Origin of the sequence: Dokdonia sp. Asnod3-C12 (genome assembly GCF_045063975.1) — a bacterium.
GTDB lineage: Bacteria > Bacteroidota > Bacteroidia > Flavobacteriales > Flavobacteriaceae > Dokdonia.
In genome coordinates, this window is the sequence record NZ_JBEFNY010000003.1 from 2,963,693 (window position 1) to 2,979,707 (window position 16,015).

9 protein-coding genes are annotated in these 16,015 nt (G+C 36.2%); 2 read left to right on the forward strand and 7 right to left on the reverse strand.

All coding sequences use genetic code 11. The annotated features are described in order from the left end of the window. Window positions 1–27 precede the first annotated feature (27 nt). Complete coding sequence (locus ACJJVW_RS13400) at window positions 28–1,164, reverse strand: TlpA disulfide reductase family protein (RefSeq protein WP_339844973.1); 1,137 nt, start codon at window positions 1,162–1,164, stop codon at window positions 28–30. A gap of 81 nt (window positions 1,165–1,245) precedes the next feature. Here ACJJVW_RS13400 and ACJJVW_RS13405 point away from each other — a divergent pair, with 81 nt between their 5' ends. Further along, window positions 1,246–3,633, forward strand: coding sequence for a GAF domain-containing protein (locus ACJJVW_RS13405; protein ID WP_405252486.1), 2,388 nt, complete (start codon window positions 1,246–1,248; stop codon window positions 3,631–3,633). A 44-nt stretch (window positions 3,634–3,677) separates the two neighbouring features. Here ACJJVW_RS13405 and ACJJVW_RS13410 read toward each other — a convergent pair whose 3' ends face one another. Next, window positions 3,678–4,919: a Pycsar system effector family protein gene (locus ACJJVW_RS13410; protein WP_405225300.1), complete on the reverse strand. Its 1,242-nt coding sequence runs from the start codon at window positions 4,917–4,919 to the stop codon at window positions 3,678–3,680. 48 nt (window positions 4,920–4,967) lie between these two features. On the opposite strand from ACJJVW_RS13410, the gene ACJJVW_RS13415 reads away from it, so the two are divergent. Next, the gene (locus ACJJVW_RS13415) at window positions 4,968–8,690 is read left to right on the forward strand and encodes a metallophosphoesterase (RefSeq protein ID WP_405252488.1); all 3,723 of its coding nucleotides are present in this window, start codon (window positions 4,968–4,970) and stop codon (window positions 8,688–8,690) included. 190 nt (window positions 8,691–8,880) lie between these two features. Here ACJJVW_RS13415 and ACJJVW_RS13420 read toward each other — a convergent pair whose 3' ends face one another. The 5 genes from ACJJVW_RS13420 to ACJJVW_RS13440 form a co-directional block, all read right to left on the reverse strand. Continuing rightward, complete coding sequence (locus tag ACJJVW_RS13420; protein WP_405252491.1) at window positions 8,881–12,549, reverse strand: hypothetical protein; 3,669 nt, start codon at window positions 12,547–12,549, stop codon at window positions 8,881–8,883. Between the two features lie 130 nt (window positions 12,550–12,679). Continuing rightward, window positions 12,680–13,057, reverse strand: coding sequence for a hypothetical protein (locus ACJJVW_RS13425; RefSeq protein ID WP_108878608.1), 378 nt, complete (start codon window positions 13,055–13,057; stop codon window positions 12,680–12,682). 147 nt (window positions 13,058–13,204) lie between these two features. Further along, complete coding sequence (gene amrB / locus ACJJVW_RS13430; RefSeq protein ID WP_405252494.1) at window positions 13,205–14,302, reverse strand: AmmeMemoRadiSam system protein B; 1,098 nt, start codon at window positions 14,300–14,302, stop codon at window positions 13,205–13,207. 34 nt (window positions 14,303–14,336) lie between these two features. Next, window positions 14,337–15,437, reverse strand: coding sequence for an endonuclease/exonuclease/phosphatase family protein (locus ACJJVW_RS13435; protein WP_339844958.1), 1,101 nt, complete (start codon window positions 15,435–15,437; stop codon window positions 14,337–14,339). Window positions 15,438–15,593: 156 nt separating this feature from the next. Then, complete coding sequence (locus tag ACJJVW_RS13440) at window positions 15,594–15,911, reverse strand: heavy metal-binding domain-containing protein (protein WP_339844956.1); 318 nt, start codon at window positions 15,909–15,911, stop codon at window positions 15,594–15,596. Between the last annotated feature and the right edge of the window lie 104 nt (window positions 15,912–16,015).

The window sequence follows — 16,015 nt, forward strand, 5'->3', positions numbered from 1 at the left end:
TTTTAGAATTGTTTGTGAAGAATAAACCTAAATTTCTCCTAGGAGCTCTTTCATTTTTGCTCCTAGTGCAGGACCTCTTAGATCTTTTGCTATAATAACGCCATTTTCATCTAGTAAAAATGTCGCAGGTATTGCTCGTACTCCATAACTTCTAGGGATAGGATCTTGCCAGAATTGTAAGTTTGAAACATGATACCAGTCCATTTTATCTTTTTCTATGGCCTGTAGCCATCTTTCTTTTTGATCTGGTCTATCAAGAGATACACTTATAATATTAAGACCTTTGTCATGATATTGATTATACACATTTACAACATTAGGATTTTCCATACGGCAAGGGCGACACCATGAAGCCCAAAAGTCAATGATGGTGTATTTACCTAAAGTCTCTGAGAGTGAAAGTTCTTTACCTTCTGGGGTTTTTGCGGTAAACTCAGGAGCTTTATTTCCTATACTGGCAAGTCCGCTAGCGATACGTTGTGACTTGAGTTGTGCGATATAGTTTTCTACACTTTCTCCCACAGTAGAGTTTTGAATATCCTCAGAAAGACTATTATAATATGCTTCGGACTCTTCAATTTTCAAGACTTTCTCATTTATTAAGTCAGATAGTGCAATTACGGAGACCATTTTGTCAGTATTTTTCTCAACTACTGCTTTTTTATCGGTAATAAATTGCGTGTCCATGGCTGCTATTTGGTCACGGATAATGTTTACCTTGATTCCATCTGTTTCTCTCTGTGCCTTTTGCATCTCTTGAATGAGCTGTTGTCTCTTTTTATTAGTCTGCATAGCAGTCTTACGGTAATTATTAAACAACTCATTTTCTATACTACCTGTGACTAAAGAGCTAGATAAGCTATCTTTGTACAGAGTTAGAGTAAGTGGTTGCTCATCTTTTACTAGCAAAAGTTGGCTAGTAGCTGTAGCTTCACTTAGTATTAATAAACCAGTTCCTTCTGTTATAGCTTTTGTAAAAGTAAATTTACCAGCATTTACAACGGCAGTGTCTAAAGGAATACGTTTATTATTAGGCCCTAATTCCTCTAAGATAAGTGACGTACCATCAGCCATACCAGCAGCGGTACCTTTTATAGGAGTACTATTATTATCTCCACAGGAGAATAAAGAGAATAAAATTACAAGAATTAGTAATTGTTTCATGAGATCATATTTTTATTATAACAAAAATAAGGTTTACAGTTATTAATAAAGAAGAGAAGAGGAGTTTTGAAGACCCATTTTATGAAAAGCGGAGTACATTTTAAAGATCAAGAGTTTCCACTAGAATTACATTTTAGTGTAGGGAAATTAGTGAGTCATTATAAAAACAATCTTACTTCAGATAATTTAAGATTAAAAAGACGTGCAACAGAAATAATGGAAATTATTTCTGACTATCCAGAATTAGAATCAGGAATAAATAATCTAGATACTATAGGGAGCTATAAGAATCAAATTGATGATCTTCTTAGTGAGCTATTTCCAGAAGTACTGCAGCAGAATGAAATAAAAATTGCATCTATGCCTTTTCAAGAGGCTGTGCTACAATCTACGCGGAGGTATGATAACATACTTCTCAATGCAGGCGATAATTTTATTCCAGAAATAAAGAATTTTAATGCAGACCATTACTACCTCATGGGATGTAGCATTATCCTAATGCAGTATTATGGTTTTAAAATAGACTTTAGACGTCCATTTTACTATGAAATTCCTGATGGTTTGGGAATGACACGTTTTTATAGAATGCTCTATAATGGGGATTATATAGATATAGAACGTAAGGAAGGAACACCTCAAATAACAGAAGAAGAAGTAAACGTACTGCTAGATAATTTTGATAATATAGAGATGTGGAAAGAAAAATTTCCTCCGCACAGTTATATTTTTAAAGGCTTTGTGATAGCAAATTTATATGATGCCACTACTGAAGTTTCAATATCAGATTTTAAGTCTGGCTTACTTCGTTATGAAGATGAGGACATAAACTTTACACATGACTTCCATAGAATTTTTCAAGCCATTTTTGATCTTCCAGAATTGCAAATAGGTTTTTCTAATTATAATAAGGAAGACGAGGCTTTTGAGCTTGTGCCATTTAAGGATATAAGTAGTTATCTATTATATGGAGATACAGAAGCGTCGTGTAATACGATACTTTGTAAAGGGTCTTATGATGCTGTATTTAATACTGGAGACTACTTTGCGGTTTCAGATATTGCAAAACATCATAAAAGCGATAAGAGTATAAAGATGTATCAAAATCTTTATGACCAGGGGATAAAGAGTGTTATTCTAGCCCCAATACGTCACAAAGGTGTTTTATTAGGTATTCTAGAGCTAGCCTCGCCTAATAAAGGAGCGCTTAATAGTATAAATGCAAATAAACTTGCAGACATAATGCCGTATCTTATTGATGCTGTATTACGTAACAAGGAGCAACAAGAAAATGAAATAGACCTAATTATTCAAAATGAATGTACATCTATTCATAAAAGTGTGTATTGGAAATTTGAAAAGGAAGCAAAACGATATTTAAGATTACAGATAGAAGGGGATAACAACGTTCAATATAGGGATGTTGTATTTAAAGATGTTTATCCGTTATTTGGACAGATTGATATTAAAGGATCTTCTGAGTCTCGTAATGCTGCGACTCAAAAAGATATCTTATTACAGTTACATAATGCCATTGCGATATTAGAAGCAGCCAAGACTAATGAAAGTCTACCTATCTATGAGCAACTTATTTTCAATCTTAATATATTTTTAGAAAAAACAGAAGAGAAGCTAGAGGTAGATAGTGAGCGTAAGATTTTAAATTTCTTGAGTGAGAATATCAGGCCATTATTTACGCACTTGCTTAAGAAAAGTGACGAACTTAATGAGTTGATTACAGCATACAGAAGCCAGATAGAAGATAGTCTGGGTCTCGTATACCGCCATCGTAAGTTTTATGATGAATCTGTAATGCTATTAAATAAGCGTCTAGCGTCTGTACTACAGCGCAAGCAAAAAGAGGCGCAGATGATGTATCCTCACTTTTTTGAACTTTTTAAAACAGACGGAGTAGAGCACAATATGTATGTAGGTGAGTCTATTACAAAGCATAATAGCTTTAATAAGATTTATCTCTACAACTTAAGGTTGTGGCAACTACAAGTAATGTGCGAGATGGAAAATGAGCATTTCTCGCTTGCGCAAAAAATGGATCATCCACTTGAGGTAGCCTCTATGATTCTAGTGTTTAATACATCATTATCTGTACGATACCGTATGGATGAGAAAAGATTTGATGTAGATGGAACTTATAACGCTCGCTATGAAGTTGTAAAGAAGCGTGTAGATAAGGCTTTCATAAAAGGAACTACAGAACGTATAACACAAGCTGGAAAAATCACTATAGTCTACTCACAAGAAGCAGATGAGCAAGAGTATCTCAGATATATTAACTTCTTACAGTTAAAGAATCACTTAGGTAATGAAGTAGAAATTCTTGAGCTAGAAGACTTACAAGCGGTTACTGGTTTAAAAGCTATACGTGTGAATGTATTATATAAAAAAGTAATAGGTAAAGAGACAAAAGAATTTTACACCTATGAAGATCTCATTGAGGAAATAAAAAATTAAGATAGCATAAAAAAACGGGTTCTGTAAAGAACCCGTTTTGCTTTTTATAATAGTGTTGTCACCATATTAGTGAGGCTTTCTACGTCCTCCATGACTTCTACTGCTTGATCTCTGTAAGCAAAGAACACAGCAAACGTTAGTACAGATATAATGATACCCACCATAAAAATATTATAGGTTATTCTTAAGAGCTTGTATTTTCTATCGAGTACAACTCCTAGAAAGTATAAATCTTTAGTAAGGGCAGAGTAGATATAATCTTTGTCTTGAAGCATTTCTCCTATTGCCCATTCATAATCTTCAAGTTTCATTTTATGAAAATTACCAAAAAACAATAGGTTCACCTTTTTCAATTTAACATCCTCTCTATCAAACTCACCTCTTGTTACATTAGGTCGTGTAGCAATGATTGACATAATCATCGATATCATGGCAAAAAGAACAAATACCGCCGTTGGATAGATAAGGTGCGCATTACTAGGAGACTCTAGTTTTGGAATCAGGTTTGCTAGAGCAAGAGAAATCACAATCGCATTTACAGAAAGTAATATGTTTGCTTTAGTATCTGCAATATCACTTAATTTAATGTGATTGCGTAGCGCGATGCGATACATAGACTGGATTCCTTTTTCTGGGCTAGCATCTTTAAGCTGTACTTTTAGTTTTTCCTTTTTACGTGCCTTTTTAGCTTTCTTTCTTGCTTTGGTGAGATCGTTTAGGTTATTATCTTTTTTCGGTTTCCAGTTTTCTTGGGCATAGTGCGTGTAATAGCGATGTTTTATCGTAAACATCTCAATATTTGCCTTATTCCACTCCTCTGTGGTAAACTCTTTAATACCTTTTATTTTTAATTCTTGACGTAAATACTCACTAGCCTCAGGAAAATAATCCTTGGCAAAATGTGAAGCATCTGCGTCTCTTAAAACTTGTTCTAGGTATGTTTGTGGTTCTACGCGCATGTCTGTGGCAAGAATCACTTTTTTCACCTCTTCTATAATAGAAGCCTCAACGCCCTGTTCTTTCAAGAACGTTTCAGCCATTTCGGCACTGCGTGCTTCATGATTTTCGGTTCCATCTACATATCCTATGTCATGTAGTAGTGCGCTAAGCTGTAAGATGAGCTTTTCTTCATCTTTAAGACTTTCTTCACTATTATCAATTATTTCTTGGGTACTTTTAAGTACTCGTTTGGTATGGACATAGTTATGATATATACATGTCTTAGGTAGTTCATTATCAAATAGTTCAGAAATAAATCTATCTGTCTTTTCTAGTAGTTCAGTCATAGTTACTATAAGCCTGTTAGACCTCTAATGTACATTAAAAACAAGGACATGAACAAATATTACCGTTTTCTTAACTTCTCAGTAGCCATTTTGCTTAGTAGTTGTGCGACTTATTCTCCTAAATATGCAGATGAGTCAAGCGAGCCTGCTCGTTTTGATAATAGTTCGCTTTCGCGAAAGCGTATACATAAAACCTTCTACCTCATAGGCGATGCAGGAGGAGATAAAGATGGTGGCAGCACCTATGCTCTTGACGCATTTAAGAAAGTGATAGACACGGCACAGACAGAGAATGATTATGCAATCTTTTTAGGTGACAATATTTATGATGCGGGACTTCCATCAAAAAAACACCCAGAAAGAGCCGAAGCTGAACGCAGATTAAACATACAGGTAGCGGCTGTCGAAAATTTTAAGGGTAAAACCATTTTTATTCCAGGAAACCATGATTGGTATGCAGATGGCGTAGAAGGTGTAAAGCGTCAAGAGAAGTATATAGAAGATGCGCTAGATGATAAGGAAGCATTTCAACCTGAAAATGGATGTCCTATTGAAATGAAAAGCATAAGCGACTCTGTAGAGTTGATGATCATTGACACGCAGTGGTATCTAGAAGACTGGGACAAGCATCCTACAATAAATGATAATTGCGATATTAGAAATAGAATTGATTTATTTTTAGAAATAGAAAATGAGTTCAAAAAGAATAACGAAAAGACAATACTTGTAGCAATGCACCACCCTATGTATACAAATGGGATTCATGGTGGTAAATATGGTATAAGAAAGCAGTTATATCCTACACAAAGCAATATGCCGCTTCCAGTACTTGCATCTCTAGTTACCCAAGTAAGATCACAAGGTGGAGTGTCAATTCAAGATCGCTATAACAAGCAATATAATGAGTTAATGCAACGCATCTCTGTACTTGCGAGAGATACAGATAAAGTGATTTTTGCATCAGGTCACGAGCACAGTATACAGTATATAGAGCATGATGGTATAAAGCAAATTGTGAGTGGAGCAGGAGCAAAGAACAGTGCCGCAGCTTTAGGAGACGATGGTTTGTTTTCTTACGGAGGTCAAGGATTTGCTATTCTGGACGTATATGAAGATGAGTCTTCATCTGTGAGATTTTATGCAGCAAATCAAGGAGAACCTACTTTACTTTATACAAAGGAAATTTTTGCTCCTCGCAAAGAAGTAAATTTAGATTCGCTACCAGAGATATATCCAGAGACTGTGATGGCTACAGTGTATGCACAGAATAATACAGATGTGTCAGATGTACATGAGTCACTATGGGGAGATCATTATAGAGCTGTTTACGGAACTCCAGTAACGGCTAAAGTTGCTACGCTAGACACACTCATGGGCGGATTTACAGTTGACCGTAAAGGTGGTGGTCACCAGACAAGATCATTACGATTAAAAGATAAAGACGGAAGAGCTTATAATTTAAGAGCAGTGAGAAAGAGCGCCGTGCAGTTCTTGCAAAGTGTTGCTTTTAAAGAGGTTTTTGTTCAAGAAGAATTCAGAGATACATTTACAGAGGATTTAATCTTAGATTTCTATACATCTGCACATCCATATGCTTCTCTTGCTGTGGCAGAGCTCTCTGATGCAGTGGGTATTTATCACACAAATCCTAGCTTAATTTATGTTCCAAAACATGATGCATTAGGTAAGTATAATGCAGATTACGGTAATGAATTATATATTATAGAAGAACGCCCAGACGAAGATTTTCTAGATGTTCCTTCTTTTGGAAATCCTGATAGTATTGATAGTACAGATGATCTTTATGAAAACTTACGTAAAGATGAGAAGTATCAAGTAGATGAAGACTCCTATTTACGAGCACGTATTTTTGATATGCTTATAGGTGACTGGGATCGTCATGCAGACCAGTGGAGATGGGCACGTTTTGATAGTGATGGAAAGAAAATATACAAGCCTATTCCAAGAGATAGAGATCAGGTTTTTTCAAAATTTGATGGTGCTATTCTAGGATTACTTAAAACATTAATTCCAGCGTCTAGACAGTTTCAAAATTATGATGGAGATCTAGAAAATGTAAAGTGGATTAACGAGGCAGGTATAAAAATGGATAGAGCGCTCACCAAGAATTCTGTAAAGAAGGACTGGATAGCACAAGCTCAATATATACAAGATAACCTCAGTGATGAAGATATCGCGAGAGCATTTACAAAATTGCCTCTTGAAGTTCAAGACGTAGGTGTAGATGAGATTAAGAAAAGCCTTAAAGAACGTAGAGGTAATATCGTTGACATCGCAGGTGAATATTATGATTACCTGGCTTCGCTAGTAGTACTTACAGGAACAGATAAGGATGATCATTTTGAAATTACTCGTAATGATAAGGAGACTAGAGTCCAGATATCGAGGATTAAAGATGGCGAAGTTCAAACTCCTTTTGTAGATCGCGTTATAAACTCAGATGAGACTGGCGAGATATGGATTTATGGTCTTGATGATGATGATAGCTTTAAAGTAAGTGGAGAAGGAAAGTCGCCTATAAGAATGAAAATTGTAGGCGGACAAAACAACGATATCTACGAGATAAAAGATGGTCGTCGTCTTAAAGTTTATGAGCACAAAACATTGCCTAATACAATAAAAGAAAAAGGAGGAGCAAGTTTTAAAATGTCAAATATTTATTCATTTAACACCTATGACCCTTTAAAGAAAAAGAGTTATGCAAATAATATTTTACCAGCCATAGGTTTTAATCCTGATGATGGTTTCTTGATAGGAGTAAATGATGTGTTTACTACTAACGGTTTTAAAAATGATCCATTCAGCAGCAAGCATGTTCTTAATGGTACCTACTCATTTGCAACAGAATCACTCAGCTTAAAATATGAAGGAAATTTTGCAAACGCCTTTGGACAGTGGAATTTATTGATAGGAGGGAAGTTTACAAATGAAGCATTTTCTCGTAACTTCTTTGGTTTTGGTAACGAGACTGTAAATAACGATGATGATTTAGGTCTTGACTTTAATAGAGTTCGTAATGGAGAAGTAGGCGCTCATATAGGAGTAGAGAGTGACAATACCTTTGGTAGTAGATTGCGATTTGTATTTAATTATGAGCGTATTGAAATTGAACCTACAGGTGGCCGAGTGATTGATGACGCTAGCTTATTTACACCAGATCGCAGTAATTTCTTTGGAGGGCAATCTTTTATAGGTGTAGAGGGAGCTTATACTTATGTAAGTGCAGATAACCAAGCTAACCCTACGAGAGGGATGGATTTTGCAACAGTAATAGGTGCAAAGCGCAACATAAGCGATGGTAGTAGAATGTATGCATATGTAAATCCTAAATTAGGGTTCTACAATGCATTATCTAAAAACAGAAAACTTGTCCTTAAAACACTTGTGCAAGCCCAAGTTCTTATAGGTGATGACTATGAGTTCTATCAAGCCGCATCATTAGGTGCAAATTCTGGTTTGAGGGGTTATAGATTTAATAGATTTACAGGAGAATCATCCCTAGCTGGTTCGGCAGATTTGAGATATAGTTTCAATAGATTTTCTACAGGCTTAATTCCTATTCAGATAGGTGTTTTTGGAGGAGGAGATGTAGGTCGTGTTTGGCTTGATGGAGAAGATAGTGAGAAGTGGCACAATGACTTTGGTGGAGGTTTCTGGTTAAATATGGTAGATACTGTATCTGGCCAACTAGGAGCGTTTGCTGGTGAAGATGGTATGAGAATCGATTTTAGATTTGGTGTAAGATTGTAATAATCCTTAATAGCAAGACTTTAAAATCTCGCATTAATGCATAAAAAATGCTCCCAAATAGGGAGCATTTTTTATATGTACTATTTTTGAATTTGTGTAGGTTGTAGAAGACTAAGACTTGATTCTTTTTTAGGGTGCAAATATCTTTTTCACGCTTTCGCGAAAGCGTAACTCTAAAACTAGTAGTCAATTATAATCCGAGAGATATTCCAAAGCCTAGTCTTCCACCTTCAGGACCTTCAAAATAACTTATATTTCCTTTAAGAGCGCTAGCGGTTGAAAGATTAACACCACCACCATAACTATAATGTAGTGTGCTGCTTTCCATGAGTTCGCTCCAGACTCTTCCAGTATCATAACCTGCATACATATCTATTCTCAACGGGAAAAAGGAAGTTTTAATAGGTTTTAATTGCAAAGCCAGATCTGCTGAAGCTGCAAGCGCTTGTTTGCCTATAAAACGATCTTGCCTATAAGATCTCAACCCTGTATTTGCTCCTAACGAAGCTGCTTTATAGAACGGTATATCATTTCCAAAGCGCAACTGTCCCGCTATACTAGTTTTAAGTACAAGATCACGAGATCTATCTATTGCATTCCAAAGCGTAAGACGAGGATCTAGTACTCCTACAGTATTTGTACTGGTTACTTCATCAAGAAAACTTCCTCTTATAGCCACATCCATCCCGCGAGTAGGGAATCGCTCTTCATCAATACTATGATAATTATAGAGCCCTGTTATTACAAAATAACGAGCATCTACTATGCTAGTATTATTTTGAGGTCCCACGTTTATATCTTCATAAGATATGTCAATCTCAGAAGTAGTTCCATATTCTCCATTGTAGTACATCCCTATGCCACCTGTGAGGTACTGCATATTAATGCGGTTTGCGTCAAAAGAGTTGGTGGTGTTGTACAGTGAACTATTACCTTCTCCGAAAAAGTTTTCTGTAAAATTTGCAGTAGTTGCTCGACCAAAAACTTTGAAATTCCAGTCATGAAAAAGGTGCGCTTTATGCCATGATAGTTTAATATCACCTGCTTGGGTGAGGGAAATATAGCGAGCATCTAGCTCAAATTTTGTAGTAAAAGGATTTCTTTCAAATCCTAAAGTAGATTTACCAAATTGTATTCTAGGAGAGAAACCTTCATCTGGATTATAGACCGCCTCAAGACCAAAGCTACCTCCTTTTTTAGGTGTTCTCTCTGAATCGTAAATGCGGTTTTCATAAATGTCATCTATGTGCCTTGTCGCATTCCCTTTATCTACAATCTTATTTTTAGTAGATTTTTGATCGTATATGGTAACATTATTTCCACCAATAATTTCATAAGTATCATTGTCTAATCCTCCAGATAGCACAATGTTAATCGCACTTTTATGTTCACCTTGCACATCAAATACATCTTTGTCATCAAGTCCATAAATCCAGATATCTTTAGTATCAACAGGATTAAAAGTACGATCAAATAATACGTTTCCTTTTTCACCATCTTTAATTCTATAGCCCGTTACACGTACCTCACCATTAACAAGATTCTGGATATCAAAATGGTCGTCTTTATCGGTTCCCTTGAGCACTTGAAACTCTAGAAAGTGCTTGTAGTACCTCTGTACAATGTCTTCTAGGTTGTTTTTACGTGAGAGAAGATCAGTTTGAATACCTTTCCATATCTCATCTTGAATTTCAATTGGAGCCTCACTAAAAGCCTTTTTTACCACTTCAGGTGTGATATTTTGCTGGATATACTTCATCTCTTCTAACCACACAGACTTATCTGAATGCATGACTAAGGCACGGTCGAGATTAATAGCGCTCTGGCTAAATTGTTCTATGTATGGAATATCTGGGCCGTAATTACCAAACTGTCTCAAACCACTCATCACTTTTTGCATGGAGGTAAGGAATGAACCATCAAATTTTGCAAACACTTGATCCCGATCTCTAGGGACAGCGGTGTATATGGTAGTTCCTTCTTTCTCATCTACTTGACTTTGAGCCCAGCGCCATTGATCTTCATGTCTATCCCAATCACCTATGAGCATATCAAAAATGCGAGCTCGTATATAAGTTCTTTCATCAAGTTGATTTTGATCATCTTCGCGTAGTTCTTTAAAAAGATCCTGAGTGCTTTCTACCTCCTTACTAAATTTGAACATATGTGAATCGTCAAAATCACCATCAGGTTTTTCGACTATCATATATAATTGGTCACCATGTGTTTTATTAAAATCTCCTAGTAGATTTTGCTTAGGTACATAGAATAATTTAGGATGCGTATGTGGTAATTTTATCGCACCTGCTAGCCTAGGGATAGCAAAAGCACCATAAGGATGTGCAGCCGTGTAAAAATCTTTAATAACACTCGCCGGCACTGTTCCTTTAAAATAACTCTCTCCATCGAGATCATTATATCCAGCAGATTTAAGAAAGGCGATTGGGTCTTTTGCAATGGCTCGCATGTTATACTCTTTATCGTCTTTTGTTACTAGACGCAAACCGTTAGTCTGGTTTCCGCCACCTGCTCTTTCTACAGTAAGTCCTCCATATAGGGTATCGAGTAGTACAACGGGTGCTTCTACATCAACTCCGTATACGTATCGATAATGCTTACCCCAGAATTTTTCATACTTCTCAGATTTCTTTACAGCCTCTGCAGGATACACAGAAGCCTTCACCGTTTTAGGAAAAACCGTAGGAAGTGAATCAAGATTGTAAGGTTCTGGTTGTTTAAAAGCTCTCTGGCTAAAGGCTTCTTTAAACGTGCCGTTTTGTAATGTAAAGAAGTGCACAGATGATGAGTTGTCTTCATAAATCCTTACTTCTGTATATCCAAGTTTTGTTGAGGTAAATAGTCCTCTTTTACTCAAACGGGCAGGTTTTACACTACTTCCCGTTCCCGAAATTACTTGCTTTATAGCTCCGTGATCGATATACTGTAATGAGCGTTCATGACCAGAAACTATAATTACCTTTGGAACATCAAATGCAGCCAGTTCTATGGTAGACATTAACTCGTTCATAAGAGGATTATAGCGATCTTGCTTAGATAGACCTCCTTGTGATCTTAAAAATGATAACGATGCTCCTGCGAGTGGTATGTATGCATTTTCTGAAGTAGGTTTATATACAACTGTAGACGGGATTTCTCCACCGTAAATACCATTTGAGTACAAAGGGTGGTGCATAGCAATAAGCACTGTTTTGTGACGAGCTTTACGCATCTCACTAGCGAGAAGATTATTAAACTGTACTCTTGTCTTCAACTCGCATTTATCATTAATACCGTCCGTTTTACTCCAGTCTTCTATATACCATTGTGAGTTTATGAGAATAAGCTCTATTTCATCATTTACGCTTATCACCTCTAGCGGACAACCATTTTTAGGCAGAAAGTGATCTTCTTCCTTATAAAAGTCTTCAATGTAAGTTTCAATATCTTCAAGACCTTTTACACCTCTCTCATTCCATTCTTGCTCTCCAGTGAGAAATAATGAAGTTCCTTTGAAGGAATTAGATAATGATAATTGAGCATCAAGTTGAGATGAAACTTGGCTATCCTCTAGATTGCTATTATGTAGATTATCTCCTAGAAATAGGAGGTAATCATCTTCTTTTGATAATGTGGCAAACTCTTTTTCTAATGCGACAATTAGTTGGTTATTTGGACCTTTCAAGTCTGCACCAGCATTGGCGATAGAAAATATACTCGTGTATTCTCTAGAATTGGAGTTAAAAAAAGTACTATTATCTTTATCTCTATAATTATCGCGATGCACAGCACAAGCTATAAATAGCAGAGATACAATAGATAAGCGAAGCGTTTTATTAAAAAAGTGTAGTTTTTTATTCACGGAAAATATTTTTTCCAATGTACATTTCTTTTCTCCTAAATAGTTGCCATAGTACTATTAAAGTATGTTAATAAAAAAGGGTCCTGCTTATATAAGCAAGACCCTTTAGGTAATTGTACTGTATTGAAATTTATATGCGAATGAAATCTTTATTGAGATTAGTATCTGCAATCATATCTCTTGTAAAGCTTAAATGTCCTTTGGTTGTTATGATTCTAAAGCGATAATCTTTCATTCTAGTTAAGGTGTCTAGAAGTAACCACTTAGATTTTAATAATTTTGGTTTCGAACTTTTTAAACTCACTTCAAAAAAGTATTTGATACCACGTTTTTCGGCTACGATATCTGGAGTAAGAGAATTTCCTGTTTCTTGTCTTTTAAAGGAAATAGGAGTCTCATAACCTTCGGCGTCTGCCTTGATATTTTCGAATCCCTTGTTTTCTAGATATTCGATAGTTTCTGTTAAAAAAGCGTTGTTCTTGTTTTCTGTTTTATCTGAGTATATCATAATCAGTAAGATACAAGATAGACGAGCCTTTAAGTATTAAGCTCGGGTTAAAATAGTTACAATTAATGTTAAAGCCAGTATTGAGGATAGGTACGCTTTCGCGAAAGCGTAACACCAAACAACTAATATAATCGAGAAATTATAATTTTATTGATAAGACATACCTATATAAGCCACCCAGTGCGTGCTATCTGCCTGTGCGGTGTGCCCCATGCGTAAATCGTCAACCTTAATATGAGTATTGTGTATACTAGATCGCCAGTCTATAAACGTACCAGTGAGGTGCGGAAGTTTTCCATCTTTATTAGACGCTCCCGTAAGTTGCTCTATGCGATTTGCAAGCAGTAAGCCGAAAGGAGTGGAGTATCTACCACACCAAGTCCATTTATAAGACTTATAATCGTCAGCCATAATAGTTATTTCGTTGAACTTTTGAACCCTCTTTGTGGTGAGTTCTCCCTGCAGCGTCTCCTTTACAATATCAAGATCCTTCTGCCTAGCCTGAGCTGTCCCTGAACTGTCTGTGCCAAAGGGAGCGAGATTACCGCTTCCCCAGCCCTCAGAACCGTAATGTATAGCATCATTAGAAATTACGACAGCAATATCTTTACCATATATTAGATTCTCTTCCTTCATAAGTGCAGCAATACCACTTCCTATATCATCAGAAAATAACTGCATGTTTTGGAATGTGTTGTAAGGAACGAGCATGGGTATGATTTCTAGAGCAGGGTTTTTACGTTTCAAAAAAGGGGTTATAGCTTCTAGAGAATGTTCTAACTGCATCATAGAATCATGCACGACGTATGTTTTTTTATTGAGTTTAGGGAGGAGTTTATCTCTAAGGCTGCTTACGGGAATAATGCCATCGGGAGATTGCCAACTATCATAACTCCCAAAAATGATACGATCTTGTAAATCAAAATTTCTTGCTCTGTGAGCTACGCCCACAAGGATAATTGTTTTGGCTTTTATTCCAGAGAGGGTTTTGTAATACAATCCTCCGGCATATCCATAATCATCATGTGGGCATATTACAGCTTTGTAGGTTTCAGAATTTGGCAGTTTATCCGCGTCATCCATTCTACTGATTATACTATCCATTTGCCATGAATATTGAGCAAAACCGATAGTATCCTCTTGATGCCTTATATGATTTTGATGTAGTGCAGCCTTTGCTTGAGGATTTTTATCGCAAGCAACGACACAAATACAGCATACAAATAGTAATAGAATAAAACGCATGAACAGTGAGTTAGACTATAAATATAGATAATCTTTAATCACTAGAAATTGTAGGCATTTCCATATTAAGAAGATGCTGTTCTTTTAATTGGGATTGTGCTCTATCGAGAATTTCTTTAGAAGGTTTTTCGGCCTTTTGTTCTTTTGCTTTCCCCGGCTCAAAGGTTAGTTCTGTATACATCGGGAAGTGATCAGATTTGATATCTTTTGTGCGGTTTAAAGTCTTTACACGAAACTCTTCCGAAATAAATAAATGATCAAGTGGCCAGCGCATAAGCACATTTTTTGCATTAAATGTGTTGTAAAACCCGCGACCTATTCGAGGATCAAGTAGTGTACTTGTCTTTCTAAAAAGCGAAGTAGTATTAGACCAGGCAACATCATTAAAATCTCCTAATACGATTACCGGCATTTCTCTTTTGTAAACACGAAGTGCCGTAGTCATCATCTCTGTATCTCTGTCTGAGCTCATAGGATTATGTTGTGGCATAGGTGGAGTAGGGTGGATGGCAAATAATTGAAATTGATTACCGCTCTCCAAGGTAACAATCGCCTCCATAGATGGAATCTCTTTATCTACAAGATGATTAATTTTGTTTTGAGACATAGGTAAGCGAGAGTATAGCAACATCCCGTAGGTGTTATCTAGAGGTTCTAGCATACTATAAGGGTAAGTTGCAGATAATGTTTTGTGTACGGCATTTTGCCACAGTTGGTCAGTCTCCATCAGTAGTACAATGTCAGGATTTTTTTCGGCTACTTGGTCGAGTAGAAGTTGGTACTCTTCATTCTTCTGTAAAACATTGGCTGTGTAAATTTTCAATGTATTTGAAGCGTCTGTAATCGTACTTTCTTTTGCCTCATAAGAAGAAAAAGGCGTGTAGGCATAAATCTTACCTAGTTGAAATGTAAAGCAGGCAATAAGAATAACAACAAAGAGGTAGTCTTTGTAATATTTTATGTCAAACCGTATGAAGTAGGTAAGAATAGCAATAAACGTAAGCCCCGTAAGCTGCGCATGCGGAAAATCAAAAATGCGTATCCACCAGTAATCTACGGCAATAAGAGGTAATAATGTTAAAATGACAGCAATAATGCCGAAACCTTGCAAGAAGTTTTTGAGAGTGAAATTCATTTTATTGGATTGGTTGGTTACGTAAAATTATCCTTAAAAATGCTTAACTCTCTTAAAGCCATATTAAATGGGAAAGATTTAAGATTTTAGAACGTCAAATACCGCTAAGCTGTCGATTAATAAAATCGTGAATCTCACAGTGTTCTATATGTATGATTATCTCAATACTACAGCAGTGCCCATTGAAGAGATTCCTAATTTAAAACCTTCATTTATTACCTCTACATCCATTGTAACTCCTACAATCGCGTGAGCTCCCATTTCTTTAGCTTTGGCTTCCAGTTTCTTGAGTACTTCTTGTTTTGCAGCATCTATTCCTTCCTCACTTCGCTCATAGATCTTATCTCTATTGAGTGAATCTCGAAAACTAAGCCCCTTAGTATCGTAAATCTTTGCATAGATGAAGTCTGTAATCACACCTAAGTATTGTGTGATCTCTCTGCCTTGTATACTGTTTGTAGTCGTAATAATCATTTATATAAGTTTGTATGTAAGTAGCTTTTAAGATGGTTTTGTTACGCTTTCGCGAAAGCAATAAATATAATATTGATAGTTTTATGAAGACAACCTATCTTTTC